Here is a 26,079-nt window from a genome sequence, read left to right as displayed (position 1 = left end):
TCAGTCCTGTACGTCAAAGTTGTCAGCCACCGCGCGCAGCAGCGTGGCCAGCTTCTTGCTGTCGGCCTGCGAAGGGTAGTGGTGGCGGCGCAGGCCGTTGCCCGCGGAGTCCAGCAGCTTGATCAGATCCTCCACGATGGCCGCCATGTCGTCAGGCTTCGGCCTCGTGGCCTTGACCATCGACGGGGCGCTCTCGATAAGGCGGACACCCATCGCCTGGGGCCCCTTGCGGCCGTCGACGACGGAATACTCGACCTTGGCCCCCTTGCGCAGGGTGGTCACGCCATCCGGCAAGGCGACGGCGGGAAGAAACACGTCCGCGCCGGCCTCGTTCGTGATGAAGCCGTATCCCTTGTTCGCATCAAACCAACGCACACGTCCGCTGGGCATCTGAATCACACCTCACTACTGCATCGCAGGCCAATCGCCTATCCGAATCAACCAAATTATCAGTTTACCCCAAGGTCTGTTCAGACCTGCTTGGTTTTCTTGTCGGGCTTAGGGGTTTTCCGATCGGTCTTGCTCGTGCGGTTCCTGCGATCCGCGCCGTCCGCGGCCGTCACGACATGCGGTTCGACGGGGGCGATTGGCAGCACGACGGTGAGGGTCAGCCCCCCGCCATCGGTGCCGGTGGCGCAGATGAAGCCGCGGTGGGCCTTGACCACCGACTGCGCGATCGCCATGCCGAGGCCGGTGCCGCCCTTCTCCCTCGCGCGCGAGGGATCGGCGGTGTAGAACCGCTCGAAGATCTGCGAGCGCGACTCGGCCGGCACGCCGGGCCCGTGGTCGGAGAACCGCACGATCGCGTAGTTCATGCCGACCTGCATGGACTGGCCGACCTCGATGGCCTCGATGAGGTGGCGCATCGACGTCTCGGTGGCGGGCATGCGCGACAGCGATTCGGGGCTGATCGACGCGGGCATCACGATGACCGACACCTCCACCGGCGAGTCGGCCGGCGTGTAGCGGTGGATGTTGCCGACGATGTTGGTAATCACCTGCCGCAGGCGCGATCCGTCGCCGGTGAGCGTCACCTGGGGCATGTCCCCGGGCACGAACACGAAGCGTGAGGGCAGGTCGCCCTCGGCCGGCCGCAACTCGAGCACGCCCTCGCTGATGCCGCGTTCGGGGTCGAGCGCGTGCAGGTCGTCGGAGGCGTCGGAGATCAGCGAGGTCAGGGGCACCTGCTGGGTGATGTCGATGCCGCGGCCCTCGTCGAGGCGGGCCAGCGACAGCAGGTCCTCGACGAGCACGGTCATGCGGGTGCTCGAAGCCTCGATGTGCTCGATCGACTCGTCGGCGCGCTCGAGCGCCCCCGGGAAATCGCGCTGCATCTTGTACAGCTCCGCATAGCCGTGGATGGCGGCCAGCGGGGTGCGCAGCTCGTGGCTGGCGTCGGAGACGAACCGCTTCATCTTGTCGGTGGTCTCCTGCTGTTCGTGGAAGCTCTGCTCGATGCGCGCCAGCATCGCGTTCAGCGAGGCCGACAGCGAGCCGACCTCGGTGTTTTCCGGCGCGCTCGGCACGCGCTGGCTCAGGTCGCCGGCGGCGATCTTCGCCGCGGTCTTTTCGATGCGCTTGAGCGGGGCGAGCGTGGCCTGCACGACGATCGTGCCGATCACGCCGCCGAGCAGCACGATGGCGATGCCGAGCATCGTGCAATACCGGGTGAGCGTGTCCGCGGTGTCGATGACGTCGCTCAGCGACAGGCCGATGAACGCGTAGCCGTTCGGATTGTTGTCCTTGTCGACCAGCTTCAGCGCCAGAACGCGCCAGGGCGAGCGCGCGGACGCCACCGCGGCGTGGTCGGCGTTGGGCGATGTGGTCTTCACCAGTGCCGTGGTGGTGAACGGCACGCCAAGCTCCACCGATCCCATGGATCCGTCGGCCGGCAGCACCGGCTCGGAGGTCACGCCGTCCTGGATGACGATGGCCGGCAGCGGGGTGCGGTAGACCTTGTAGTTCAGATCACGGATCTGCAGGTAGTACTCGTTCAGGCCAAGCGAGGCCTGGCTGTTGTTGTCGGCCTGCTGCAGCAGCTCGCTGCCGTTGACCACCAGCACGCGCTGCTGGATCAGCTGTTTGTCCACCTTTTCGAGCAGATAGTTGCCGACCAGCTGGCGGATCGAGAACGACAGGCCGAAGGATCCGATGGTGAGCAGCACGACGATGCACGCCACCAGCTTGGTGCTCAGCGGAATCGCGTCCACGCGGCGGCGCACATGGCTGGAGAACCACGACGGTTTGGCTTCGGGGGCGGCGGGCTGCGGCGAGCCCTGCGCCGGCTGGGGCGCTTGCTGCGCCTGCTGCTCCGACTGCGTCTCCTGTGCTCCGGCCGCCTGCCCCGGGTTCGGCGAGGCGCCGTTCGGGGACGGATTGCCCATGCCGGTCATGCGCCCTGTGCGGCCCGCGGCTCGCGGATCATGTATCCGATGCCGCGCTTGGTTTCGATCAGCGGGGTCACCTTGCGCTTGCCGCCGTTGCCGTCATCGACCTCGATGCCGTCGACCTTCTTGCGCAGGTAGGAGATGTAGGATTCGACGATCGCCGCGTCGCCGCCCCAGTCGTACTGCCAGACGTGGTCGAGGATCTGCGCCTTGGAGAGCACGCGGCCCTCGTTGTCCATCAGGTAGCGCAGCAGCTTGTATTCGGTGGGGCTCAGATCGATCGGCTGACCGGCGCGGGAGACGTCGTGGGAGTCCTCGTTGATCTCGAGATCGCCGACGCGGATGACCGGGTCGTCCTCGACCTGTTCGCGGGTGCGGCGCAGGATCGCGCGGATGCGGGCGACGACCTCCTCGAGGCTGAACGGCTTGGTGACGTAGTCGTCGCCGCCGACGGTCAGGCCCATCACCTTGTCCTGCGTATCGTCGCGGGCGGTGAGGAAGAGCACCGGCGCATCGACGCCTTCCTGGCGGATGCGGCGGGTGACGGTGAATCCGTCGATGTCCGGGAGCATGACGTCCAGCACGATCAGGTCGGGCTGGGTCTTTTCGATCACCTCGATGGCCTCGGAGCCGGAAGCCGCGGTGGCCACCTCGAAACCCGCGAAGTGCAGGGATGCGACGAGCAGTTCCCGGATGGAGGGTTCGTCGTCGACGACAACAATCGATGCTTCAATAGACTTACTCATGGCTCCCAGCATGTCCCGGCTGTCTGAGGGTTTCCTGAATACCGACTGAATCTTACGGAACAATCACGCCGGAGTCGTCCGGCTGGTCCGATTCCGGCGCCGGGACGGCGGTTTCGGGGCGTTCGGGGGTTTCGTCGGCCGGCGTAACGGACCAAGGAACCTGCGCGTCCGGCACGGCGTCGGCTGCGGATTCATCGGCGATGGGAGCGGCTGCAGGAGCAGCGGCGGAATCGGCGGAGGTGTCGGCCGGCGCGGATGCACGCCCCTTGGCGGACGGCGCCTTGTGGCGGCGGCGAGCCTTGCCCTTCCGGGCCTTCTTCTTGCGATGGCTGCGGATGATCGCGGTCACCACGATGATCACCACAAGCACCGCGAGCACCGCGACCATCACCACGATGCCGACGGTCACGGTGGACGACGACGTCGAGGTCTGCTTCACCTTGGCGATCTCGTCCATCATCGCCGTGGCCGCCCCGGCCCAGTCGGGCGTGTCCTTGAGCAGCGGATCGGTGGCCACCTTCGACAGGTCGTCGACGGTCTGCTGCTTCTTCAGCCACTCGTCGGAGTTCGACGAGACGGCGACCACCAGATTGCCGTCCTCCGAGGCCACCGCCATCATCACGGTGTTGTGCTCGGGCTTGAGCGCCTCGAGCACGTCGCTGGCCCACTTGGCCGGCTTGTCCGTGGTGCCGAAGGAGGGAATGTACATGAGCTTGACCGTCACGCCGGTGTCCTGCTTGGTCTTCTTGATGGCATCGGTGACGGCCGACAGGTCGGCGCCCAGCAGATTGTTGGTGTCCGTGATGTCGTCGGTGAAGGTGGAGGTCCCCTGATCCGTGACGCTGGAATCGCCGGACGAGCCGGTGCCCGATCCGTCGTCGGCCAGCGCCATCGGAGCATACGCACCCCCGAACGCCACCGCCAGCACCATCGCACACACTGCAAGCACTGGCAACACGCCGTGCCGCAAACCTTCGACCACAGAGGCCGATTTTCCGTATCCGTTCTCGCGATCTGTCATATCGTCCACCTTAGCGGTCGGCTTCGCCAAGAGGTCCGCCGCCGGCACAACCGCACAACATCACCTTGGAAAGGAACGATCATGCCGCAGTATCAAGTGGATTCCGAGCAGATCCAGTCCTCATCGGCAGCCGTCAACGCCTCCGTCGCCGCCATCAGGCAGGCGGTGAACGGCATGTACGCGAATCTCAACGCCCTGCAGGGCGTGTGGCGCGGCTCGGCCGCCACGCAATTCGCCTCGGTGGCCGAACAATGGCGCGCCGCGCAGCAGCAGATGGAGGCCTCGCTCGAGTCCATCCAGCGCGCGCTCGCCTCGGCCTCCACCCTCTACGCCGACGCCGAAGCCCAGGCCTCCCGCCTGTTCGCCGGCTAGCGCCGCGAATGCTGGCTCCCCTCAGCGAGGGGAGCCAGCACCATTGGTTCTGTACCACAATCACGATACTAACGTTTGACGTTACTAACGGAATGCGATACTATCATGTCCATAACCACACGAGACAAGGCCTTGAATGATTTCCTGTATGGCGGCCCCTACCCGCCGGGATATCCGACCGGTTGCGAGCGGCAACTCGCCCGCCGCCTTCAAATGCTCAAGGCGGCACATTCGCTCCGCGATCTCAAGGTTCCACCGGGCAACATGCTCGAACGCCTCAAAGGAGATCTGGCAGGTTACTGGAGCATCCGGGTGAACAGGCAATATCGCCTTGTCTTTCGATGGAACGACGAAACCAAGGAGGCGTATGATGTCCGATTCGACGACTACCACAGCTAACCCGTATGTCAGTGCACCCGGGGAGATTCTCAAGGAAGAGTTCTTGGAGCCGATGCACATCAGCAACTATCGCCTTGCCAAAGCCATCGGCGTATCCGAAACGGCGGTCGGCGAAATCATCAACGGACGCCGCCGCATTTCCACGGCTATGGCGCATAGGCTCGCGAAGGCATTTGACATGACCCCCGAATTCTGGATGAACCTGCAACGCGACTACGACATTTTTACTTTTGATTCCGGGAGCATCGGCGACATCACGCCTCTGATCGGGAACCGGACGCGCGACTAATGATGGAGATGCCGTGAAGGCGCCCGAAGTGCGGCGACACTCCCCCGTACGCTGCTCGCACCGTGATATATTGAGCCATAGTCGTACGACTGGCCCCTTCGGGCTCTCCGATTGTCAGCGTCTGGCGCCGCGATAAGCGCCACAGGCGCCGCATGCCGCGGCGCGGGTAGAGAAGGGAGCCAGTACCATGCGTATCGTCAATGACAAATTTATTTTTCCGCTCTTTTTCCTGATCGACACTTCCCAGTCCATGGGCTGACCGGCCGATAACACCGACTCCTCAAAGACCAGCGCGACGCGCATCGACGCCGCGAACCAACTGCTGCCCGCCATCATCGACATCTGCGACTCCAAGCCGACACTGCAGAGCCGCATCCGCTTGGAGTTGATCCCTTTCAATGAGACGGCGGAAGTCGCCATCCCTTTGTGCAAATATCAGGAATTCACTCGGTACAAGAACTATCGTTTCGATACCAACTGGCAGACGCGTTACAGCGAAGCCTTCCACCTGCTGTACGACGAACTCAAGCATCGTATGGACAATCTGCAGCGAGAGGCTTCGCTGGCTGAGATTCAGGTGAACACGCCGGTCGTGTTCTTCCTGACCGACGGCAAGCCCGAAGGTGACGATGACGAACGCATCAACGAATGGTGGAGCAAAATCTCGGCCGACGATTTCGAACACCGGCCGAATTTCATCAGCATCGGCGTCTGCCAGGAAGCCGAAGGAAAGTTGTCGAAATACCAGTGCGGCAACCATGGCAACTACTACATCGATTCCGATCCTTCGAGATCCATCGCCATGATCGAAAAGTTCATCGATGCGGTGCAGTATTCGATATCGTCGATCAAGTCCGGTGCCGGCACGCTTGACGACGCATTCTTCCGTGACTTCGATGAGAGGATGAGGCGCACCGGCGATCCCGACGATCTGCTGGCAGACCTGTGACGATGACGCCGAACGATCCCCGTACTGAGTTTTCCCCGCAAGAAGGCGGCGATCTCTCAAGGGTCTACCGTATCCTCATCCGCATTCGGGAGTTTTTCTTCCGCCGTTCCGGCATCATCTTCGTAAGGAGCGAATATATGGTCGCACCAGCGCAGCATATCGCACCGAAGGCTGGCGACACGTCGCTGCTCCCCTCATCCCCGGACACCACGCCGACCGACCGGGTTGACGCTGCGCCGGTTGAGGGTGCCGCGCAATCCGCTACCGAGGAGCCCACGTCTAACGGCCCCTCGACGTCCGCTCCGGAACCGCAGGCCACGGACTCCGCCGTGGACGAGGACCCCACACGGCCCATCGTCGTCCAGACTGGCCCCGGCACCGCTTCCCCGGACACCGTTCCCACATCTGCCGTACCGTCGCCATCCGCGTCCGAACAGGCTCCGATCGACGCCGCCACGGAATCCGTGCCGGAGCGTATCACCCCCAACCATGCCGCAGATAATGCCGAGCCTCAGCCACCGGCGAACGACGCTCAGCCGGCCCCGACACCGCCGGCCGCTGATTCCTCCTCGGCTGACGATATGGTCCCTGCAGACAACGGCGACACGCAGTCCACGGTGTCGGCACCGTCCGAGGAATTTCCATCTCCGGAAGATTCCGCGACTCCGGCGCCACGCCAGGCTTCCCCGGCCACGCCGTCAACACCAGCCGAAGATGCACCCATTCGGCACGTTGATACCCTCTCCTCAGCATGGCTCGGCCAATACTTGAAGACCGTGAACTCCGGGTGGCGGCGCGGCGTGACGAATATCGGCGAAGCCGATCTGCCCGAAGCACCGCTGTTCGCCGCCGATGAGAACCAGCAGCTGGCGTGCGCGTCCTCCGTGGCGGATGTGGTCTCGCACCAAGGCCTGCTCGTCGGATTCGCCTCCACACGTGGGCTTCACCACCAATCGGACTCTCCCGGCGCGCAGCCCAGCGTGCGCGAGGATGCAGTGGCGTGCGGCACCGCCGCCGAAGGACGTTACATCGTAGGTGCCATCGCCGACGGTGTATCCGCCGCACGGTATTCGCGCTACGGCGCGCAGTTGGCCGTGAAAAGCGCCATCAAGGAGACCCGGCGCCAGCTCGAAGCGTTGACTCCGGGCGAGGCCGAGTGGCAACGGCATCTCGATTTCAGCCAAGTCACCGCATACGTCTGCGCGAGCATGCGGAACTATTGCAGCAAGCTGGGATACGGTCGGGATGGCAAACCGATGCTCAGCGACGACGAGATTGCCGGCGGCATACTGGGCACGACATGCGAGGTACTGGTGGTACGCGCCGCCGACCATGCCGGCGGCGACGCCCCGTCCACAGGTGAGCCGGAACCGACTGAATACGTCCGGGCGATGTTGGCCGGTGACGGCAGCGGATTCATCCTGCACTCCGGTGCCAACTACTCCGAAGATCCAACGGCTGCAGATCGGGTGGAATCCCTGAGCACGGTGCGTTTCAGGAACGGTCTCTATGCCGATTCCAACCGCGTGGTCGCGCTGCCTTCCGTACGGCATGACGACTATTCGATCGTCGGGGCCGGCCACGAGCACCATGGCGATTATCCGATCGTCGAATCCGGTCGCTTGCAGCGCGGCGACTGCATCATGATCACCACCGACGGCATCGGCAAGGATATGGACAAGCATCCGCAGGTCCGTGGCTACTGCGTCAAGGAGCTGGCCGGGCGCAACGTGGACAATCCCATCACCGAATGGGAGCTGCTGCGCGTCATCCAGTATCTGTTCCCTGATTCCGACGACGATAGGACGGTGCTTGCGGTATGGCGCTGAGTGTTGATCTCGCTGATGTCAAAAGTCATATTGTGGCGGAAAAACCCGGGGGCGATGAGGGTAGAATATTCCAACTCAATGACGTCTCAAATCTTCCTCTGTATGGCAGCGGTGACTCGAGTTCCCGTGCCATCGCCCAAAAGCGCTTGCAGGGGAATATCATGTACAAGCATTACAAGCGGCAGCTTCCTACTGCTGTCTGCCATCTCCAGCATCTGATCGATCTGTATGACGAGCTCGACCCCAAGATGCGAGGGTATCTGGATCTGCTGTGCGCATGGCCCATCGTCACCGTCCGCAAAGGGGCGGACTGTACGGGATTCCTGATGAGGGACATGAACATGCAGCGCAACAAGCAGCCGGCCGTCAACGAGGTGTGGCAATCCCGTGAATGCATCACCTGCGGGCAGCTGACCACCTGGCTGCAGGACGAGCACACGCTCATGACCATGGGTTCGCCGCGTATCCCCTTCACTGACAAGGGCCGAATCACCTTTGCCACGAATCTGCTGCAATACTATACCTTTATCCACGCGCTGGGACTGGTCGTCGGCGATATCAGCGATACCAATGTCCTCGCCTATGTGCCCGTTCCCGAACGCCAACCGAAGGAATGCCTGCCGCGCCTGATCGAGGTGGAAACCTATCGCTTCGAGCATTCCCTGCCGCCGGCGCCGCAAAATGACAGTCCGAATTTCATTCCCCCCGAGCACAGCATCGAAATCTCGGACGACACGGCCGTCGACAGCTATGCAAATGCGCATGATCAAGCACGCGCCGCCATGCAGACGAAGGCCACGGACGTGTACAAGGCAGCCCTGATCATCCTGCGCCTGTTCGACGACGAACCCGGGGACGAGGCGAGCGCCAACCGGTACTATGAAAAGCCCGGTGAGCGCTATGCGCTTCACCGGCATATCAGCGATCGTCTCAATCCACGGATCGCCGATGCGCTGCTCGCGGCGTTGTCGGAGTCCCCGGCGGATCGTCCGGCAATGAAGGAACTGTCCGAGCTGTTCACCTCGTTCATCAGGCACGAGGCGCGCGCATGAGTGTGGTTGCTAGCACGGTGTCGTCCGTGTGGGTGGTGTTGTTCGATGACCCCCAGGACTTGGACTCGCCGTCCGTCAAACAACGCTTCGAGGAACTGATCCGCACCACCCTAGCCCCCAAGGACCTCATCACCGCGCTCTACATCACCAACAGCACGGCGCATACGATCATCTCCGGGGCGCCGGCAAGCATCTTCTTCAGCGACTGGAACCGACTGTCCCCCGAACAACTGGCCACACCGCAACGCATGTACGACGGCAGCCACCCGGCCGCACCCGAATGCCAGGCCATATGGTACGTCGTCGCCCAAAACCGCCTGCTGCTGGGCGACGACTCGGACGACATCCCCGTGACCATCCTGTCACTGTGCCACAAGACCCACCCACAGGCCGACACGGCGATCAACGCCATACCCGGACCAATCAAACAACTAACCGACACCACAACGTCCGCACCGACGACCGACGACTCGTCCGCACAGCAGTTCGCCTACACCGCATACAGCGTACAGCCATCGCAGCCGACCGCACCGCCTTCTTCCCGGCCCGATTCCGATGCAGCCAAAGCCAAAGCCCAGGCCGAGGCACTGCAGACCAGCATGAATCAGCTGCAGGAGCTGCTGGGCATGTCTCGCGATGATGCCGCACAGGTGCTTGGCGTCACCCCGAAGGTCCCGTCGGCAAACGCCGCGCGACGATCCACAACGTCACCGTCCGCGGCGGCATCCGCATCGTCCACGATCCGCCGGCCGCACGTCTCCCCCATCAAGCCGGCGGCATCCCGCAAGCAGTCAACCGCCGTTGCGAAGCAGCCGCCCAGCAACACCGTAGCGGCCCTGCTGGCGATCTTCAGCCTATTGGCTCTGACAGCCGCACTGGGTGTGCAGCATCTGACCGAACTGGGCATCAGCTCATGGCCGGGATTCCTCAACCCGCTGATGGGGGCAGTGAGCGGCGAGCCGTTCCCGGCAATCCTGACCGCCGCCTTCCTCAATCTGATGCTGCTGGTCATCACCGGATTGCCCCGGCACACCTGGTCCCGAGTCACGACGGTGCTGGCCGCGGATGCCCTGTATCTGGTGGCCGGCAATATACGGGAACTCACGGTGATGAATCATACGATCGATATCCAGATTCTCGTCGGCCCGGCCCTACTCGTATTCCTCACACTCGGCATCCTGTTACGGCCTTGGTTCGGCCGTCAAGCCACGCCGTACCGTATTTCGGCCACAAGTCTTCGGCGCAAGCGTATCCGCATGGGTTTGACCGGCGCCATCTCGTGGGCGGTGATCTGCATGGCCGGACTGCCTCCCGTTATCCTGACACGGTCGATGCTGATGTGGAGTACCGCCGCGGACAATACGGCGCAGTATGGGCTCATGGAGTTGTACGGGCATCTCATCTTCACGCGCGAGTGGTGGGTCGGCGTACTGCTGCTGCTCATCGTGGCGATCCTCTACGTGCTGGTCGCTCTGGCCGTGTCTGGTCTGACCTATCGTGGCAACGACTTGGCCCATGTCATCCTCGGCGGTATCGCAGTCTTCGGCATCGCTATCGGACTGCCGATCCTAGCCCAAATCCTGATGAGGTGAACGCATGAGTATAACGATTCTGCAACCCGGCACGCAGGTGGTCCTGCGCAATACCGGCATGAAGGCGCACCGCTCGTCGGTGCGGGTGCTCGGCGTTCTCGGCGAGGACGAACGCGCGTGGCATGCCGCCGCCCGTACCGAGGACGGTGAGCAGGTTGGCCTGACGTTGTTCCGGTCGTCGGTTATCCATGCTCCCCAGGAACGCCGCGTCGCATACCGCAACATCGAACGGGCCACGCGCGAGGCGACCTCCCGCTTCGGCCTGCACCCGAGAGATCTGACCCGCGTGGCGCCGAACGGCGGATTCGGTTGCGTCACCGAGCCCTTCCAGCCGGACCGGTCCGGAACGCTGGGCGACCTGGTGCAACTGCCCCGGCGCTTCGATTCCCCGGATGCCCTGGTCACCGCCGCCTTGGAACTGAGCCGCATGCCCAACATACTCGACACGCCCGGAAACCGCCGAGCCGCGATCGACCCATCGACCGGAAAGGTCAGTGTGGCCGACATGGTGCCATCCGGTGCCCGGCCGTCCCTGATGGATGCGGTCAGCCCGCCACATTGGCAGCTGCCGACCCTGACCGACGGTGACGAGGCCATGCACGATGCGATGCTGCGCTACGTGCTGGCGAACTGTCTGCTGCTCCTGTTCGTCTCCGGCTGGGCCGCCCTACCCCGGTGCGCGTCGGCGGACCCGGCGGGGGATCTTCGCAACGGCAAAGCTTCCGGACCGACCTGGGACGCCATACCCCGGTTCGTACGCGACGCCTTCGCTCCCCTGGCCGACACCGGCAAGTCCCTGCGGTTCGGCGGCATACCCCGGCAATACGCACCGGACTGGGAGCATCTGATCGGCCGCCTGCGCACGCATATCATCGCGTGCGGATCCTGCGGCAACCGCATATTCAAGGATGGCGACGCCCCCTACGGCACATGCCCCGTCTGCGCCGCATCCGTATAGGATACCTGCAAACCATAGATCACCCATCGAGGACACATCATGGAACACCCATCACTACCCGCCACACTGAACGTCGCCATCATCAGCACGCCGGACATGGCCAACTATTTTGCCGATCCCCTGAGAGACCCGATAGCGCTGTGGAATCGCACACGCACACCGAGCATACCGATGCTGCGCGTGATAGCGCCGTCCGAGGACGTCACCGGCGCGGACATCGTTCTGGCCATGTTCGGCATGCGCGCCGACCGCGAAGGCGAACCGTTCACGCAGTCGGCCGCGGCTCACGTGCTGGACAAGGCCTCGGCCGCTGGCGTGGTCTGCGGGGCGTTCTTCTACTACGAGTCCTCGTCGAACGCAAAGACGGCCGCGCACAGCGGTCTGACCACGGAGCAGGAGCTGGAGGACCAGCTGGCTTACAAACAACAGTTGCGCGACGCTGGAATACCGATCGGAACCTTCGGTCTGAGCACCGGCGCATCCACTTGGCGGAAAGCTCTGAGCGAGCTCGTGCTGCGTATCAAGCCGAAGCAGCAGCCCGATCGCGTCGTGAGGAACACAACGCCTACGGGCCGCGCCACCCAGGACACGACCGGCACGACAGCACACGCTACGCAACAGGCCGGAGGCCAGACGGCTGCGCCGAAACCCGTGTCCACCCCGAAGCCAGCTTCGACAGCACCGACGCAAAAGCTGAAGTCCACCCCGAAGTCAACTTCGACGGCGCCAACGCAGAAGCCGGTTTCGGCTTCCGTTCCGCCGAAACCGAAGCAGCCGGTCGCGTCGAAACCGACGCAGACGCCTGCTCCTGCACCAAAACCCACTCCGGCGACACCGGCTCCGAAATCGAAGCCCGCCCCTGTTCCGCCGAAGCCGAAGCCAACGCCGAAGCCCGCTCCCCGAAAGCCGGACGATCCGCCGACCCGCGACAGGCTGGTCGAGATCCTGCGCAAGGCGCAGGTCGACCTGACGGGGCCGATTCCCCTCGATACGGTTATGGATGCGCTGTCCCGCAACGGCGTTCGCCCTCCGACCACGCTTCCCGCACGGCTGGCATGGCTGGACGTGATGGCCGCCCGGCCGGATTCGGGCATCATCGTGCGCGACGACGCCGGTCAATCATCCATACTGATATACGACGCCGATGCAACGGGCACGGATCGGTATCGCGGCAAGCCCGATCTCACGACTGACGCCACACCAGCTCAGGCTCCGGCGCCGGCTCCAACCCCCAAGCCCGCATCCACTCCGGCACCAACCCAGGCACCGGCATCTACGCCGGTATCAGCACCAGCTCCCGCATTGGCACCGGCCACCAAGACCAAACCGGTTTCCGCTCCGGCACCAACGCCGGCCCCGGCCCCCGATCCTTCGACGTTGGTGCGCTTGCCGTGGAACCCGGCCCTGTACCGCGGCAAGGGCAGCCTGATCGAGCAATGGGACGACAAGCAGCTCAAGCAGCTCCATCTGAGCCCCCTGCCCGACGACCAATACGACAAGGTTCCCGGTCAGGATGCCCTGCTGTCCGAGGTACGATTGACGCCTGCCGTGGTCGCCGAATTGCAGCGTTGCCTGGTTCCGGCGACCCCGGCCCCGTCGATGCTCGCGTCGGCGTGGTCCGGAGCATGCGCCTCGCGGGCGCTGTATCTCGACAAGGAGCAGCGCGTCGCGTTCCCCATCGACAGCCCCGACATGCGCGATTCCCGCTACCGCATCGGGTTCATCAAGCGGACGGCGGATGGCACGTCACCGTCATGGGAACTCGCCGCCGTAAACGATGGCGACATGTACCCCACTCCCGTGCGCCAATTGGATCATTTCGCCCGGATCGGCCTGTACGACAACAAGACCCATCGATCGGGGAAAAAGGTCGAGGCACTCAGTCGCCTGGCCGAGTACGCCCTGCCGGAGCACTGGCAGCTTGACCGGAAGGACAACAAGAAGGTCTACAACATTCTGGATGGTTACCTTTCATCGACCCTGTGCCGGGCCAAGCGCGAGAACAAGCTGCTGATCAGCCGTGACGGCGATCGCTGGCTGGCGGCGTTCAATACCGGCCTGTACACGCGCGTCGGCAAGCAGCCCATCATCGCCTGTTTCGAGCGCAATAAAGACAAGCACGGCGACTACCGCCCCCAGTGGAAGCTCGTCGATTTCGCCACCCAGAGCGGCAGCATGTCAGGCATGTACTCGCGCAGCGTCAAAAAGGTCCTTGATCGTTTCAACATGCTGCCGGAAGAGGTCACCTACGACGTGCCGACCTTCGACTACCAGTCCCTGACCGACCCGAACCGGTCCATTCTCAACGGCCAGCACATCTTCCAGGAACGGCTCTTCCGCTTCCCCGTGGAGTTCCTGTGGGATGTGACCAGGGACGAGCCGTCGATACAGGAATCATGGCCGAAGCTGCCTCACGGGGTGGACGAGTGCGAGAAGTTCTCCCACGAGGCCCAGACCCTGATCGGCAGGAGCCCGGATCTGCAGGACCGACTGAGGGCCCGGTTCGAGGAACGCCAGCTCCGCGCAGCCCGCGATGCCGCCGCGGGCAGGACGGTGGTTCCCGCCTACCGGCAGCAGGACGATGCCATCAATTTCATGCTGCCCATCTCCCTTGGTCTGCGGGGCGACAATCCGCGGAACCGGCGTGTGCTGGTGGTGAACCAGCAGACCGACGACGATGGCAAGGTCAGCACCAATATCACCACGATATTCACGCTGAGCTACGCGTACGAAGCCGCCCGCATCGTCGGCCCGGTCAGTGCGCCGTGGCTCACCCAGATCTTCCGATCGCCGGCCGATGACCCCGCGGCGGCCAGCGCCCCCGCGCAGTGAGTTTCGTTTGTGTTGGCTCCCCTCTATGAGGCTGAGCCAAACCTAACGCGCTACTGGATCAGGGAGTCGATGCCGACGCGGGACAGGCCGACGCGCATGTCGACCGCCTCGCGCAGTCCGAGGGGCGCATGCTGGAACGAATGCACCGTCAGCGGGGCGAAGGCCAGACGCTCGCCCGCGACGGACCGGTCCAGGCCGGACAGCTCGGCGAAGGCGTCCGCCTGATTCTCGGTCACCGGCCCGTCGGCGCCCAGAACGACGATGTCGTACCCGGTGACCAGCGAGAACGGGTCGAATCCGGGCTCATCCATGCGCTCGACGCGGCGGAACAGCGCGTCGGCCGCATCGGCGACCCCGTCGGATCGGAAGGAGTCGATCATCGTGTCGACCTGATTGCGGCACCGCTTGAGATCACGCGCGGCCACGGCGGAGCCGAGCCCGTCGATCAAATGCGCGATATCCATGCCGAGCGTCACCCCGGTATCGCCATCCCCATCATCCTGAGACCAAGCCGCGACCGACAAGTCGCCGTCCGCGACGGGCTGGATCGCCGTCGCGCCGACGGACTCGTCCGCCGCGTCCATGCTCACGGTTCCCAGGTCGTTGATCATCTGCGTGCCATTGCTGTCCGTGTCGGAGGCGACCGCCATCCGCTGGGTCCCCGCGCTCCTGTGCAGCATCTGGATGCAGTCGAGCACGTCCTTCATGAAATCGGCGCAATTCTGGTAGCGCTGCGACTCATCCATGTTCATCGCCTTGAGGCAGATGCGGTCGAGCTCCTCGGGGATGGAGCCATCGATCCGCACGTCGCTGGGCTTCGGCGTCCGCAGGCTCCGCTCGTGGAGCAGCTGTTCCACGCGCTGGGCCGTGATCACGCCCGCATGCTGCTCCCGCGGGAAGGGCAGCGTGCCGGTGAGCATGTCGAACAGCACGATGCCCAGCGCATACAGATCATCGGAAGGTTTCGCCGAATTCCCCCGGCACCGCTCCGGGGACATGTAAACGAATGACCCGATAGTGCTGCCGGTGGCCGTCAGCGACGGCGAGATCCCGTCGACCGCCACGCCGAAGTCGATGACGTGCACCTGCCTCGGATCGCTCAGATACCGCCCGCCCTCGACAATGATGTTGGACGGCTTGATGTCGCGGTGTTTCACGCCGGCACGGTGGGCGCCGGCCAGGGCCTCCAGCACGCCGACCGTGATCTCCAGGGCCGGCAGCGGATCGTATTGGCCGTATTCCCTGATCCTTGAGGCCAGCGTCTCGCCGGGCACGTAGTCCATGATGATGCAGACACGTCCGTCGTACAATTGGTCGCCAGACCGCATGCCGGCCCTATATCGGCCGTAGTACCGCAGCCGGGGAATGTGCCGGTTCGATATGCGCGACAGGATGTCCGCCTCGCGTTCCATCCGCTGCCTGCTTTCCTCGCTGCCTTCGTTGGAGAGGAACTTGACCGTATAACTGGTCGGATCATCGCCCGCCAACACATCCAGCAGCCGGTGCCGATGTCCCTCGAACACCTCGCCCATGCTGCCGGAGCCGAGGCGCCTGTCGAGCGACATCATCGTCACGTCGAACCCGCTCAATCTGCCATCCTGCTTCATGGCCGTTCCATCCCTTCATGCTCGATGATACGCCGGATCTCCGCCGTGTAATAGCCCAGCACCTCGCTGACGATCATGACCGTCAGCAGGGAGCGCGATACGCGCGTATTGCGGATGAACACCGGGTAGTCCGCCTCGGGCGAGATCGCGCCAGGCGAGATCACCCGGCACGCGTCCCCGTGCAGCCGCACGTTCTTCGGCACCCGATCCTTCAGCGGGCGCCCCATCGTGTCGTCCACGATGCATACCGACACCAGACCGTCCAGGAAGCCCGCCAGCATATCGGCGTCGAGGAACCGGCGGACATCGCCGTCCCTGCTGGAGATCAGCAGCACGGGCACGCGGCGGCGGGAATCGCGCAGCACGCCGAGCAACGCCTCGGCATGGGCCGCATCGCCCACCACCACCGGGGACAGGGACCATGCCCCCTGCCCGGCGCCATGCCTACGCACGCCCATCCACTGCCTTTCCCTCACTCCCAATACCGTACAGATCATCACAGCACTGTCTGGTATCACTTATGATACAACGCGATTGGACCCGATCATCCCCCCCCCCGTATCCGCACTATTATGCCGCACCGACTGGGGCGGCGCACGGAGGCTTCGTTACCATGCGCCGGATCATGCCCGTGACGCAGCGAGGCCCCCGATCCGCGGCAAACGGATCGGGGGCCTCGCGATGCGTCGGATGCCCGGACGGCAAGCGCCCGAACATTCAGTCAGCGTTCAGCGCGACGGGCGAATCAGTAGCCCATGTCGGCGCCGGCGCCAGCGGCCGGAGCGGCTGCCGGCGGCTCCGGCTTGTTGGCGACCACGGCTTCGGTGGTCAGGAACAGGCCGGCGATGGAAGCGGCGTTCTGCAGGGCGGAGCGGGTCACCTTGACCGGGTCGGTGACGCCGGCGGCGAGCAGATCCTCGTACTCGTTGGTCGCGGCGTTCAGGCCCTGGCCGTCGGGCAGGGAACGGACCTTGTCGATGACCACGTCACCGGACAGGCCGGCGTTCTCGGCGATCTGCTTGATCGGGGCCTCGATGGCGCGGAAGACGATCGCGGCACCAGTAGCCTCGTCGCCCTCGAGCTTGACGTCCTTCTCGGCCTTGGCGGCAGCTTGGACGAGGGCCACGCCACCACCGGGCAGCAGGCCTTCCTCAATGGCGGCCTTGGCGTTGCGCACGGCGTCCTCGATGCGGTGCTTGCGCTCCTTGGCCTCGACCTCGGTGGCGGCGCCGACCTTGATGACGGCCACGCCACCGGCCAGCTTGGCCAGGCGCTCCTGCAGCTTCTCGCGGTCGTAGTCGGAGTCGGTGTTCTCGATCTCGGCGCGGATCTGGGCCACGCGGGCGTCGATGTCCTCCTTGGAGCCGGCACCCTGCACGATGGTGGTCTCGTCCTTGGAGACGATGACCTTCTTCGCGTGGCCGAGCACGGAGGCGTCAACGGACTCGAGCTTGAGGCCCAGCTCGTCGGAGACGACCTGAGCGCCGGTCAGGATGGCCATATCCTGCAGCATGGCCTTGCGGCGGTCGCCGAAGCCCGGGGCCTTGACGGCGCAGGACTTGAAGGTGCCGCGGATGTTGTTCAGGATCAGGGTCGGCAGCGCCTCGCCGTCGACGTCCTCGGCGATGATCAGCAGCGGCTTGCCGGTCTTCATGACCAGCTCGGCCACGTGCACGATGTCCTGCTGCGAGGAGACCTTGCCGGAGGTGAGCAGGATGTACGGATCCTCGAGCACGGCGGTCTGGTCGTCGGCGTTGGTCACGAAGTACGGGGCGATGTAGCCCTTGTCGAAGCGCATGCCCTCGGTGAACTCGAGGTCCAGGCCGAAGCGGTTGTTGTCCTCGACGGTCACGACGCCGTCCTGGCCGACCTTGTCCAAGGCCTCGGCGATCTTCTCGCCGACCTCGGGATCGGCGGCGGAGATGGTGGCGGTCGCGGCAATCTGATCCTTGGTCTCCACGTCCTTGGCGGCGGCGATCAGTTCCTTGACGATGGTCTCGGAAGCCTTCTCGATGCCGCGGCGCAGCGCGATCGGGTTGGAGCCGGCGGCCACGTTCTTCAGGCCTTCGTGCACGAGGGCCTGGGCCAGCACGGTCGCGGTGGTGGTGCCGTCGCCGGCGACGTCGTCGGTCTTCTTGGCGACTTCCTTGACCAGCTCGGCGCCGATGCGCTCGTACGGATCCTCGAGGTCGATCTCCTTGGCGATGGACACGCCATCGTTGGTGATGGTGGGAGCGCCATACGTCTTGTCAAGCACGACGTTGCGGCCCTTCGGGCCCAGCGTGACCTTGACGGTGTCGGCGAGCTTGTCGAGGCCCGCAAGCATTCCCTGACGAGCTTCCTCGTCATACGCAATGATCTTTGCCATGGTTGCAATTCCTCCAAATGGCTTCACGGTATTGGTTCCACGTCGCGGGCCGCGAATGGCGCCGGCCGTCAGCTGCCGGTTATCACTCCCAACCCCCGAGTGCTAATTGGGAGATTAGCACTCTCGGGGCCCGAGTGCCAACCGCGGGCATGGCGATTGCGCTGTTGGCATGAAAAAACGGGTTCGGAAACGCAAAAAGGGCCCCGGATCTCGTGATCCGGAGCCCCGAGGGATCGCTCCCAACGCAGTCTCTACAGCTTGACTACCTTGGTAGCCTGCATGCCCTTCGGGCCATGCTCGGCTTCATACTCGACCTTGTCCCCCTCGTTGAACGTCTTAAACCCATCGGCGTGAATCGCCGAATAATGAACGAACACGTCCTCACCACCGTCATCCGGATTGATGAATCCATATCCCTTGCCCGGGCTGAAGAATTTCACGGTTCCGTGTGCCATAACCATTCTCTCCTTGAGAAATTCGGTGCCGCAATACTAGCGGAAGAACACACACAACCCAATCGCATCCCCCTGCCTCGCGACTCTTTACCATTGTAGTGGCATACGGGACTTTACGGGGATATCCCCGAAAAGTTAACGTTATCGGCGTTTCGCGCCGGAAATTCAGTTCATTAGAATGGCGACGACGGGAACGTCGAGCCCCGACGTCTGCTGCACGTCGGCGATGCCGAGCGTGGTGGCCACATCCTGAGCGGTCGCCTTGTCGGCGTCGTTCTGGTACCACACCACCGAAGCGGACGGCAGCGTGCCCGTCGGATTCGCCGCCTCGACGCTCGTGTAGCCGGCTCCGTTCAGCACGCCGGCCTGCTGCGCGGCGTATCCGGAGACACCCGTCGCGTTCACGACGCGCACCGCGGTGGCCTTGTTGGGCTGGGCGTTCTGGTCGGCCTGCTGCTGATCGGTCTGCTGCTGGGACTGGTCGGCCTGCGTGCCGTCGGTCTGGTTCGAGTCGGACGAGCTTCCCTGCTGGTTCGAGTCGGACGAGTTGGCCGAATCGGAGGAATTGGAGTCCGTGCCGTTCGCCGCATCGCCGGACGCGGCGTCTCCAGACTGCTTCGAGTCGGAGGACTTCGTGTCGGACGACTGCGAGCTCTGCGTCGAACCTGGCAGGTTGAGGATCTTCGCGAATTCGCCGGTGGTCAACCCCCAGGTCAGCACGCCCACGAGCAGAGCGACCAGCAGCACGCACAGGTACGGCGCCATGCGGGCCCCCGCGGAACGCGGGCCGCGGTGGACGCCGACCGGCCCGATCGGCGGATTGTCAAACGCGTCCGGAGCATACGAATCGTAGGTTGCCTTGTCTTGCTTCGCCATACCAGCCCTTCCGTCACATCTATGAAAGAGTCTAACCGTCCCCTCTCCCCAAAGCCGGGGAGCGGCACGCGGCGTGCACTGTATATGCACACTCTCCTACAGTGGTATCCATGGATACCACTCACGTCAAACCATTATCCGAACTCGTCGAGGCGGGCTGGGCCGAGGCGCTGGCCCCCGTCGAACCCGACATCCACCGCATGGGCGACTTCCTGCGCGGCGAGCTGGCCGCCGGCCGCCGCTATCTGCCGGCCAGCCGCAACATCCTGCGGGCCTTCACCATCCCCTTCGACTCGATCAAGGTGCTCATCGTCGGGCAGGACCCCTACCCGACCCCGGGGCACCCGGTCGGCCTGAGCTTCTGCGTGGCGCCCGACGTCCGGCCGCTGCCGAAAAGCCTGATCAACATCTATAAGGAGCTGGTCAGCGACCTCGGCGTGCCGGTGCCGGCCAACGGCGACCTGACCCCGTGGACCCGGCAGGGCGTCATGCTGCTCAACAGGTGCCTGACCGTGGGCGTAGGCCGGCCGAACAGCCATCAGGGCAAGGGCTGGGAGCCGATCACCGAGGCCGCGATACGCGCGCTCAACGCGCGCGTCGACGAGCAGGGCCGTCCCAGGCCGCTGATCGCCATTCTCTGGGGGCGAAACGCGCAGAGCCTCGAACCGCTGCTGACCAACGCATTCATCATCAAATCTCCACATCCGAGCCCGCTGTCCGCCTCACGCGGCTTCTTCGGGTCGAAACCGTTCTCCCGGGCCAATGCGGCGCTGGTCGCCGCGGGCGTGCAACCGGTGGACTGGTCGCTGCCGGCGGCCGATCCGGCAGCGCAAGCCGCTACCATGTAATGCAGTCGTGAGAGAACCGCACCGCCCCGCCACAGGGGCCCAATAGCCAAGGAAAGGTGAACAATGCCACTGTTTTCACCCCAGCAACCCGTCGTTCCGGCGGCTCCCGCCGCACAGCCCCCCGCGCCGGCCGCCACGGCCGCGCTCGGCCCCGACGACGTGTCGCGCGCCCGCCAGCTCGCCGGTCGCATCCGCACGCGCTTCGCCTCCACGCTGGTCGGGCAGGACAACCTGCGCGAGTCGCTGATCGTGACGTTGGTCGCCGGCGGCCACATCCTCATCGAATCGGTGCCGGGCCTCGCCAAGACGACCGCCGCGCAGACGCTGGCGACCTCCGTGTCCGGCACGTTCAAGCGCGTGCAGTGCACGCCAGACCTCATGCCCTCCGATCTGGTGGGCACGCAGGTGTTCGACTTCGCCTCGCAGCGCTTCACCACGCAGATCGGCCCGATCCACGCGAATTTCGTGCTGCTCGACGAGATCAACCGCTCGAACGCGAAGACGCAGTCGGCGATGCTCGAGGCGATGGCCGAGGGCGCGACGACGATCGGCGGCGAGCGCATCACGCTGCCCCGCCCGTTCATGGTGATCGCCACCCAGAACCCGATCGAGGAGGAGGGCACCTTCAACCTGCCCGAGGCGCAGATGGACCGCTTCATGATGAAGGCGGTGATGGGATACCCCACCGTCGACGAGGAGACGCGCATGCTCGCGCTGCTCACCAGGCGCGGCTCGGACACCATCGACCCGACCGTGGCGCCGGCCGACGTGATCTCGATCCAGGACGTGGAGTTCCTGCGCTCGGCGGCCCGCCGCGTGCACGTGTCGAACGCGATCATGCAGTACGCGGTCGATATGGCGGCTACCTCGCGCGGCGCCGGCTCGCGCCCGATCAAGGGGCTGGCCCAGCTGGTCCGCCTGGGGGCCAGCCCCCGCGCCTCGATCGCGCTCACGCGCATCGGCCAGGCGAACGCGCTGTTCGCCGGCCGCGACTACGTGGTTCCCGAGGACATCAAGGCCTTCGCCCATGAGGTGCTGCGCCACCGCGTGCTGCTCACCTTCGAGGCGCTGGCCGACGGCGTCACCGCCGATCAGGTGGTCGACTCGATCGTGCAGGCGGTTCCCGTTCCATGATCGAACCAACCCATGCCGCGGATCCGATCCGGTCGAAGATCGAATCCCTCGGCACCTCGCTGAGCCTGCCGACGGTGCGCAAGGCGCTGGGCATCCTCGAAGGGGAACACGCGTCGCAGCGCCGTGGCGGCAATGACGACGTGATGGACATCCGCGCATACGAGCCCGGCGACGAGGCGCGTCTGATCGACTGGAAGATCAGCGCGCGCCAGGGCCGGCCCATGGTGGTGCAGCGGGAGCGCCCGGCCACCAGCCGCGTATGGATGCTCATGGACGTCGGCCGGCAGATGACCGGCTCGTGCGAGCGCGGCGAGCGGGCCTACGAGGTCGCCGCCAACGCGCTGCGCATGTTCGCCGCGCTGTCGCTGCGCCGCTCCGACGACATTTCGCTCGTGTTCGCCGACGCGGCGAGCATCACGCGCATGCCCTTCAACGGCGGGTTCGGCCAGTTCGAGCGCACGCTGGACCAGGCGCTGGAGCGCGGGTGGGACCATGACCGCAACATCGATGCGCTGCTCGGCTACGCGCGGCGCATCCGCGACCGGCGAGCCCTGATCGTGATCGCCACCGACGAGCACGCGCTGGGCGAACGCCACGTCAAGGCCATCGGCCGGATCGCGCGCACGCATCCGGTGGTGCTCATCGACGTGGCGACGGTCAATCCCTTCGACGCCGGCGCCGCGCCGTCCGTCGCGGACGGGCTGGACGGCAAGCGGGTGCCGGCCTTCCTGCGCGTGAAGGCCAACGCCGATCAGGTGGCCGCGCACCGCGGCTTCGTCGCCACGGCCTTGGAGCGCGAGCTGGCGCGCTACGGTTCGCGCATGATACGCGGAGCCTCCAGCGAGGCGATGTTCGACGCGTTCGTCCGGCTCGTATCCCGGTCGCTGGCGCCGACCACGCGCAACCAGCTGCGCCGGGCGCCCGAACTGCCGAACGGGATGCCGAACGCGATGCCGGCCGGAAGGCCGGCCGAACCGCCGCGGGGAGGTGCGCGATGATGGCCGTGACCGAAGCCGCGCGGCATGCCGCCTTGCCGCTTGCCGACGGCGATCTGACGCCGGTCGGCCAGATCGATCTGACGATGCCGCTGCTGGCCGTGGCCGGCGGCTGCCTGGTCGTCGCGATCGTGCTGGTCGCCGTGGCCGTGGTGCTGTCGCGCCCGCGGCGCAAGCCGGCCAAGCCTTCCAGGCAGGGCGCGCACGTCCCGGCCGGCGCCCTGTCCATGTGGCAGCAGCGCATCGACGGCATCGTCGCGCGCCACGCCGACGGGTCGCTGGGCCGAGAGGAGGCGTTCGTGGAGCTGGCCGACGTGGCCCGTTCCTTCGCCACGCAGGCGACCGGCAGCGATCTGAGCGCCAGCACGCTGCGCGATCTCGCAGCCATGCCGCGCACCACCGGTTCGGCGCAGGGGCTGTCCCTGCTGCGCCAGACCGTCGAGGCCCTGTACCCGCCCGAGTTCGCCGATGCCGCCGTCAACCGCCAGGCCGGGCAGGTCGGCGTCGAGGAGGCGGCCGGCTGGGTGTCCGATCTTGTGGAAAGGTGGCGAGGATGACCCTGTCATGGCAATGGCCGTGGGCGGCCGCCACGGGCGCCGCGGCCGCATTGGCCGTCATCGTGCTCGTCGTGGCGCTGACCCGGCCCCGCAAGGGCGCCGCCGACGCCACCGTGTTCTCGCTAGACGACGACCTGGCGACCGAGCATGCGTCCGCCATGCTGCGGCGCTGGCGTGCGCTGTCGCGTTTCGGCACGGTGCTACTGGCCGCCGCCGTGGCGCTCGCGCTCGTGCTGGTCGCCCGCCCCTCGCTCGTCGATCAGGGCGAGGAGCGCTCCAGCAACAGGGACATCGTCCTGTGCCTCGACGTGTCCGGCTCGGCCCTGCCCTATGACCGCGAGGTGCTGGACACCTATCTGAGCCTCGTCTCCAATTTCCAAGGCGAGCGCATCGGGCTGAGCATCTTCAACTCCACGTCGCGCACGGTGTTCCCGCTTACCGACGACTACGCGCTGGTCACCGACCAGCTCACGGCCGCGGCGAAGACGCTCAAGGGCGTGGAGACGCAGGACGACATCGACAAGATGAGCGACGCGCAGTACCAGCGGATCTCCACCTGGCTCGAGGGCACGCAGAACCGCACGAACGCCACCTCGCTGATCGGCGACGGCGTGGTCAGCTGCGCGGCGATGCTGCCGGGATTCGCCTACGGCTCCGCGAATCAGGAGAACGCGACCCGCCAGCGCGCGGCCTCGATCGTGCTCGCCACCGACAACGTGGTGTCCGGCGACCCGACCTACACGCTGTCGGAGGCGCTGGCCCTGACCGAGCAGGCCGGCATCACGGTCGACGGCCTGTTCTCCGGACCCAAGTCGAGCGAAGGCGAGGCGACGACCACCGACATGAAGGACCAGATCGAATCGCACGGAGGCGTGTTCCTCACGCAGTCCAACGGCGCCAGCGTCAACGAGCTGGTGCGCGAGATCAACACGCGGCGCAACGCCGTCAGCCAGCAGGATTCCCATGCCGCGGTGATCGACGCGCCGGGATGGTGGGCGCTCGCGCTGGCGCTGATCGTCGCCGCGTGGCTGATCGGAGCCTGGAGGTTGAGACGATGACCGATCTGACGCTCTCCCCCGCGCTCGGCTGGCCGGCCGGCGCGGCGCTCGCCGCGGCGATGGCCGCTCTGGCGGTGTGCTGCGTGGTGCTGCATGTGCGCCGGCGCGGTTCCAGCGACGAGACGGCGGTCGCCTGCGTGCGCCGCTGCCTGCTGTGCGCCACGATCGCGCTGATGATGCTGACGCCGAGCGTGCTCACGACCACCGACAGCCGCGCGGTGAACGCCACCGACGTGGTGATCGCGGTCGACGTGACCGGCTCGATGGCCGTGTCCGACGCGCATTACGGGTCCGACGCCGCGATCACCCGCATCGACGCGGCGAAACAGGCCGTCAAGGACATCACGTCGCTCTATCAGGACGCCAGCTTCCTCGGGCTGCGATTCGGCGCGACCGGCACCGTGGACGTGCCGCTGACGCCGGACGCGCGCGCCATCGGCACCTGGGCCGACACGCTGAGCGTCGAGGCGACCTCCGTATCGGCCGGATCAAGCCTGGACGCGCCGCTCGACCAGCTGCTGCTGAGCCTCAAGTCGATCCGCGAGTCGAAGCCCGACGACGCGATCATCCTGTACCTGATCACCGACGGCGAGGAGACCGGCACCACCACGCGCCGCTCGTTCTCCACGCTGCGCAAGTACCTCAACGACGGATTCACGGTCGGCGTCGGCTCCACCGAGGGCGGCACCATCCCGATCGTGCGCGACGGCGTCGGCGTCGGGCAGATCGACGGCAACGCCTGGGTGACCGACCCGGCCACCGGCCAGCCCGGCATTTCGAAGATGGACGAGGCGAATCTGTCCGCCATCGCCGACGAGATGAGCGGCACATACCTGAAGACCGGCCCCGATTCGACCATGGCCAACGGCGTGTCCGCCCAGGCGTCGCGCCAATGGCAGGTGACGCGCTCCGCCAAGAAACGCACCCGCGCCATACCGGTGGTCTGGCCGCTGGCGACGGTCGCGGCCGCGCTGCTGGCATGGGAATTCGGCGCCTGGATCTCGACGTCAAGGAGGCTGCTATGAGCCGAGCATCACGTACCGACCGCGCAGGGCGCGCCGCAAGCACAGCGCGCGCCGCTCGCGCGGGGTTGCCCGTGCGCATCATCCTCATCGCGCTCGCCGTGGCCTGCCTGGCCGTCGCGGCGCTCGCCGCGGTGAACCTGCATGCGGTGAACGCGTTCAACCAAGCCACGGCGAGCCTGACGCGGAACATCGAGGACTCCGGCAAGGACACGGTCGACTACGGCAAGCTGCGCACCCGTCAGGAGCAGACCGACGCGCAGTTCGAACAGGCCGCATCCATGGAACCGGTGCTGCTGCCGTCCGTCAAGGCGGCGATCCAAGCCAACGCCGCGGTGTCCGCACGGCTCACCGAACTCGCCAAGCTGCGGCTGAGCGAGCAGCAGGAGGGCTCGGGCGCGCAGAACGACGCCGCGCAGAGCCAGCCCCAGCAGCAGGAGCAGCAGGAGCAGAACGCCGCGAACGGCGGCGGACTGACCGACGAGCAGCGGCAGAAGGTCGAGGAGCTGCTCAAGGCCAACGAGCAGTCCACGCCGGCCGAGTCCACGACCACCGAGCAGGGCGGGCAGTCCGCCGAATCCACCACGACCAACAATTCCGGCAACTCGTCCAAACCCTGGTAGCGCCGCCGGTATCCCGCGCCGTTATTTCATTCGCTATGTCGGGCCCTCTCGGAGGGAGCCCGACATAGCCAGCACACGAACAACGCAGTGCGTCAAAGAATGCAGCGCAT

General features: G+C 65.5%; 26 protein-coding genes. 16 read left to right on the top strand and 10 right to left on the bottom strand.

The window, feature by feature from the left end; translation table 11 throughout:
* The 4 genes from BBSC_RS04960 to BBSC_RS04945 all read right to left on the bottom strand — a co-directional run bounded on the left by BBSC_RS04960 (position 1) and on the right by BBSC_RS04945 (position 4,082).
* The gene (locus BBSC_RS04960; RefSeq protein WP_033519896.1) at positions 1-390 is read right to left on the bottom strand and encodes a cold-shock protein; all 390 of its coding nucleotides are present in this window, start codon (positions 388-390) and stop codon (positions 1-3) included.
* Positions 391-470: 80 nt separating this feature from the next.
* Positions 471-2,384: a sensor histidine kinase gene (locus BBSC_RS04955; protein ID WP_081892865.1), complete on the bottom strand. Its 1,914-nt coding sequence runs from the start codon at positions 2,382-2,384 to the stop codon at positions 471-473.
* 5 nt (positions 2,385-2,389) lie between these two features.
* Positions 2,390-3,133 carry a response regulator transcription factor gene (locus BBSC_RS04950; protein WP_033519902.1) on the bottom strand — a complete coding sequence of 248 codons (744 nt, stop codon included), beginning with the start codon at positions 3,131-3,133 and terminating at the stop codon, positions 2,390-2,392.
* 52 nt (positions 3,134-3,185) lie between these two features.
* Positions 3,186-4,082, bottom strand: coding sequence for a TPM domain-containing protein (locus BBSC_RS04945; protein WP_144414423.1), 897 nt, complete (start codon positions 4,080-4,082; stop codon positions 3,186-3,188).
* Between the two features lie 153 nt (positions 4,083-4,235).
* Here BBSC_RS04945 and BBSC_RS04940 point away from each other — a divergent pair, with 153 nt between their 5' ends.
* The 3 genes from BBSC_RS04940 to BBSC_RS04930 all read left to right on the top strand — a co-directional run bounded on the left by BBSC_RS04940 (position 4,236) and on the right by BBSC_RS04930 (position 5,214).
* Positions 4,236-4,526, top strand: a complete 291-nt coding sequence (locus BBSC_RS04940) for a WXG100 family type VII secretion target (protein ID WP_033519894.1) — start codon at positions 4,236-4,238, stop codon at positions 4,524-4,526.
* 105 nt (positions 4,527-4,631) lie between these two features.
* Complete coding sequence (locus tag BBSC_RS04935) at positions 4,632-4,925, top strand: type II toxin-antitoxin system RelE/ParE family toxin (protein WP_065422515.1); 294 nt, start codon at positions 4,632-4,634, stop codon at positions 4,923-4,925.
* On the top strand, positions 4,894-5,214 hold the full coding sequence (locus BBSC_RS04930; protein WP_231649288.1) for a HigA family addiction module antitoxin: 321 nt from the start codon (positions 4,894-4,896) through the stop codon (positions 5,212-5,214). The genes BBSC_RS04935 and BBSC_RS04930 overlap by 32 nt, the downstream gene beginning before the upstream one ends.
* A gap of 114 nt (positions 5,215-5,328) precedes the next feature.
* On the opposite strand, the gene BBSC_RS04925 is transcribed toward BBSC_RS04930, so the two are convergent.
* Positions 5,329-5,556, bottom strand: a complete 228-nt coding sequence (locus BBSC_RS04925) for a hypothetical protein (RefSeq protein WP_144414422.1) — start codon at positions 5,554-5,556, stop codon at positions 5,329-5,331.
* Between the two features lie 82 nt (positions 5,557-5,638).
* On the opposite strand from BBSC_RS04925, the gene BBSC_RS04920 reads away from it, so the two are divergent.
* The 6 genes from BBSC_RS04920 to BBSC_RS04895 all read left to right on the top strand — a co-directional run bounded on the left by BBSC_RS04920 (position 5,639) and on the right by BBSC_RS04895 (position 14,426).
* Positions 5,639-6,163 (top strand): hypothetical protein, encoded by a 525-nt coding sequence (locus tag BBSC_RS04920; protein ID WP_033519891.1) that lies wholly within the window; start codon positions 5,639-5,641, stop codon positions 6,161-6,163.
* 2 nt (positions 6,164-6,165) lie between these two features.
* Entirely contained in the window at positions 6,166-7,992 is a 1,827-nt protein-coding gene (locus BBSC_RS13260) for a protein phosphatase 2C domain-containing protein (protein WP_144414421.1), read from the top strand.
* A 161-nt stretch (positions 7,993-8,153) separates the two neighbouring features.
* Entirely contained in the window at positions 8,154-9,044 is an 891-nt protein-coding gene (locus BBSC_RS04910) for a serine/threonine-protein kinase (protein ID WP_033519889.1), read from the top strand.
* Positions 9,041-10,636 carry a hypothetical protein gene (locus tag BBSC_RS04905; RefSeq protein ID WP_034535406.1) on the top strand — a complete coding sequence of 532 codons (1,596 nt, stop codon included), beginning with the start codon at positions 9,041-9,043 and terminating at the stop codon, positions 10,634-10,636. The genes BBSC_RS04910 and BBSC_RS04905 overlap by 4 nt, the downstream gene beginning before the upstream one ends.
* Before the next feature lie 4 nt (positions 10,637-10,640).
* A complete protein-coding gene (locus tag BBSC_RS04900) occupies positions 10,641-11,594 on the top strand; it encodes a hypothetical protein (protein WP_033519839.1) in 954 nt (317 codons plus the stop codon).
* A 39-nt stretch (positions 11,595-11,633) separates the two neighbouring features.
* Entirely contained in the window at positions 11,634-14,426 is a 2,793-nt protein-coding gene (locus BBSC_RS04895; protein ID WP_156102366.1) for a DUF3825 domain-containing protein, read from the top strand.
* Between the two features lie 50 nt (positions 14,427-14,476).
* Here the strand turns inward: BBSC_RS04895 and BBSC_RS04890 are convergent, their stop codons facing one another.
* The 5 genes from BBSC_RS04890 to BBSC_RS04870 all read right to left on the bottom strand — a co-directional run bounded on the left by BBSC_RS04890 (position 14,477) and on the right by BBSC_RS04870 (position 19,732).
* Entirely contained in the window at positions 14,477-16,033 is a 1,557-nt protein-coding gene (locus BBSC_RS04890) for a serine/threonine-protein kinase (protein WP_033519836.1), read from the bottom strand.
* Positions 16,030-16,491: a hypothetical protein gene (locus BBSC_RS04885; RefSeq protein WP_033519835.1), complete on the bottom strand. Its 462-nt coding sequence runs from the start codon at positions 16,489-16,491 to the stop codon at positions 16,030-16,032. The genes BBSC_RS04890 and BBSC_RS04885 overlap by 4 nt, the downstream gene beginning before the upstream one ends.
* 287 nt (positions 16,492-16,778) lie before the next feature.
* Positions 16,779-18,401 (bottom strand): chaperonin GroEL, encoded by a 1,623-nt coding sequence (gene groL / locus BBSC_RS04880; protein WP_033519834.1) that lies wholly within the window; start codon positions 18,399-18,401, stop codon positions 16,779-16,781.
* Positions 18,402-18,652: 251 nt separating this feature from the next.
* Positions 18,653-18,856: a cold-shock protein gene (locus BBSC_RS04875; RefSeq protein ID WP_033519833.1), complete on the bottom strand. Its 204-nt coding sequence runs from the start codon at positions 18,854-18,856 to the stop codon at positions 18,653-18,655.
* A gap of 165 nt (positions 18,857-19,021) precedes the next feature.
* A complete protein-coding gene (locus BBSC_RS04870) occupies positions 19,022-19,732 on the bottom strand; it encodes a LytR C-terminal domain-containing protein (protein WP_033519832.1) in 711 nt (236 codons plus the stop codon).
* 110 nt (positions 19,733-19,842) lie between these two features.
* Here BBSC_RS04870 and BBSC_RS04865 point away from each other — a divergent pair, with 110 nt between their 5' ends.
* The 7 genes from BBSC_RS04865 (at position 19,843) to BBSC_RS04835 (ending at position 25,969) form a co-directional block, all read left to right on the top strand.
* Complete coding sequence (locus tag BBSC_RS04865; RefSeq protein WP_033519831.1) at positions 19,843-20,580, top strand: uracil-DNA glycosylase; 738 nt, start codon at positions 19,843-19,845, stop codon at positions 20,578-20,580.
* Positions 20,581-20,643: 63 nt separating this feature from the next.
* The gene (locus tag BBSC_RS04860) at positions 20,644-21,714 is read left to right on the top strand and encodes an AAA family ATPase (RefSeq protein ID WP_033519830.1); all 1,071 of its coding nucleotides are present in this window, start codon (positions 20,644-20,646) and stop codon (positions 21,712-21,714) included.
* Positions 21,711-22,712 carry a DUF58 domain-containing protein gene (locus tag BBSC_RS04855; protein ID WP_046726214.1) on the top strand — a complete coding sequence of 334 codons (1,002 nt, stop codon included), beginning with the start codon at positions 21,711-21,713 and terminating at the stop codon, positions 22,710-22,712. The genes BBSC_RS04860 and BBSC_RS04855 overlap by 4 nt, the downstream gene beginning before the upstream one ends.
* Complete coding sequence (locus BBSC_RS04850) at positions 22,709-23,266, top strand: hypothetical protein (protein WP_231649290.1); 558 nt, start codon at positions 22,709-22,711, stop codon at positions 23,264-23,266. The genes BBSC_RS04855 and BBSC_RS04850 overlap by 4 nt, the downstream gene beginning before the upstream one ends.
* A complete protein-coding gene (locus tag BBSC_RS04845; protein ID WP_033519827.1) occupies positions 23,263-24,324 on the top strand; it encodes a VWA domain-containing protein in 1,062 nt (353 codons plus the stop codon). The genes BBSC_RS04850 and BBSC_RS04845 overlap by 4 nt, the downstream gene beginning before the upstream one ends.
* Positions 24,321-25,349, top strand: coding sequence for a VWA domain-containing protein (locus BBSC_RS04840; RefSeq protein ID WP_033519826.1), 1,029 nt, complete (start codon positions 24,321-24,323; stop codon positions 25,347-25,349). The genes BBSC_RS04845 and BBSC_RS04840 overlap by 4 nt, the downstream gene beginning before the upstream one ends.
* Positions 25,346-25,969, top strand: coding sequence for a DUF6466 family protein (locus tag BBSC_RS04835; protein ID WP_046726215.1), 624 nt, complete (start codon positions 25,346-25,348; stop codon positions 25,967-25,969). Before BBSC_RS04840 ends, BBSC_RS04835 begins: the two co-directional genes overlap by 4 nt.
* The last annotated feature ends 110 nt before the right edge of the window (positions 25,970-26,079 follow it).

It is taken from the genome of Bifidobacterium scardovii JCM 12489 = DSM 13734 (assembly GCF_001042635.1).
GTDB classification, from domain to species: domain Bacteria; phylum Actinomycetota; class Actinomycetes; order Actinomycetales; family Bifidobacteriaceae; genus Bifidobacterium; species Bifidobacterium scardovii.
This window is presented reverse-complemented; position numbering and strand designations above follow the sequence as displayed.

Excerpts from the sequence above, each read along its gene's own strand:
- BBSC_RS04860 (WP_033519830.1), top strand. The coding sequence starts at position 20,644 with ATGCCACTGTTTTCACCCCAGCAACCCGTCGTTCCGGCGGCTCCCGCC.
- BBSC_RS04940 (WP_033519894.1), top strand. The coding sequence starts at position 4,236 with ATGCCGCAGTATCAAGTGGATTCCGAGCAGATCCAGTCCTCATCGGCA.
- BBSC_RS04850 (WP_231649290.1), top strand. The coding sequence starts at position 22,709 with ATGATGGCCGTGACCGAAGCCGCGCGGCATGCCGCCTTGCCGCTTGCC.
- BBSC_RS04950 (WP_033519902.1), bottom strand. The coding sequence starts at position 3,133 with ATGAGTAAGTCTATTGAAGCATCGATTGTTGTCGTCGACGACGAACCC.
- BBSC_RS04865 (WP_033519831.1), top strand. The coding sequence starts at position 19,843 with ATGGATACCACTCACGTCAAACCATTATCCGAACTCGTCGAGGCGGGC.
- BBSC_RS04875 (WP_033519833.1), bottom strand. The coding sequence starts at position 18,856 with ATGGCACACGGAACCGTGAAATTCTTCAGCCCGGGCAAGGGATATGGA.
- BBSC_RS13260 (WP_144414421.1), top strand. The coding sequence starts at position 6,166 with ATGACGCCGAACGATCCCCGTACTGAGTTTTCCCCGCAAGAAGGCGGC.
- BBSC_RS04855 (WP_046726214.1), top strand. The coding sequence starts at position 21,711 with ATGATCGAACCAACCCATGCCGCGGATCCGATCCGGTCGAAGATCGAA.
- BBSC_RS04870 (WP_033519832.1), bottom strand. The coding sequence starts at position 19,732 with ATGGCGAAGCAAGACAAGGCAACCTACGATTCGTATGCTCCGGACGCG.
- groL (WP_033519834.1), bottom strand. The coding sequence starts at position 18,401 with ATGGCAAAGATCATTGCGTATGACGAGGAAGCTCGTCAGGGAATGCTT.
- BBSC_RS04840 (WP_033519826.1), top strand. The coding sequence starts at position 24,321 with ATGACCGATCTGACGCTCTCCCCCGCGCTCGGCTGGCCGGCCGGCGCG.
- BBSC_RS04960 (WP_033519896.1), bottom strand. The coding sequence starts at position 390 with ATGCCCAGCGGACGTGTGCGTTGGTTTGATGCGAACAAGGGATACGGC.
- BBSC_RS04885 (WP_033519835.1), bottom strand. The coding sequence starts at position 16,491 with ATGGGCGTGCGTAGGCATGGCGCCGGGCAGGGGGCATGGTCCCTGTCC.
- BBSC_RS04955 (WP_081892865.1), bottom strand. The coding sequence starts at position 2,384 with ATGGGCAATCCGTCCCCGAACGGCGCCTCGCCGAACCCGGGGCAGGCG.
- BBSC_RS04910 (WP_033519889.1), top strand. The coding sequence starts at position 8,154 with ATGTACAAGCATTACAAGCGGCAGCTTCCTACTGCTGTCTGCCATCTC.
- BBSC_RS04905 (WP_034535406.1), top strand. The coding sequence starts at position 9,041 with ATGAGTGTGGTTGCTAGCACGGTGTCGTCCGTGTGGGTGGTGTTGTTC.
- BBSC_RS04895 (WP_156102366.1), top strand. The coding sequence starts at position 11,634 with ATGGAACACCCATCACTACCCGCCACACTGAACGTCGCCATCATCAGC.
- BBSC_RS04930 (WP_231649288.1), top strand. The coding sequence starts at position 4,894 with ATGATGTCCGATTCGACGACTACCACAGCTAACCCGTATGTCAGTGCA.
- BBSC_RS04845 (WP_033519827.1), top strand. The coding sequence starts at position 23,263 with ATGACCCTGTCATGGCAATGGCCGTGGGCGGCCGCCACGGGCGCCGCG.
- BBSC_RS04900 (WP_033519839.1), top strand. The coding sequence starts at position 10,641 with ATGAGTATAACGATTCTGCAACCCGGCACGCAGGTGGTCCTGCGCAAT.
- BBSC_RS04925 (WP_144414422.1), bottom strand. The coding sequence starts at position 5,556 with ATGTCGATGATGGCGGGCAGCAGTTGGTTCGCGGCGTCGATGCGCGTC.
- BBSC_RS04890 (WP_033519836.1), bottom strand. The coding sequence starts at position 16,033 with ATGAAGCAGGATGGCAGATTGAGCGGGTTCGACGTGACGATGATGTCG.
- BBSC_RS04835 (WP_046726215.1), top strand. The coding sequence starts at position 25,346 with ATGAGCCGAGCATCACGTACCGACCGCGCAGGGCGCGCCGCAAGCACA.
- BBSC_RS04935 (WP_065422515.1), top strand. The coding sequence starts at position 4,632 with ATGTCCATAACCACACGAGACAAGGCCTTGAATGATTTCCTGTATGGC.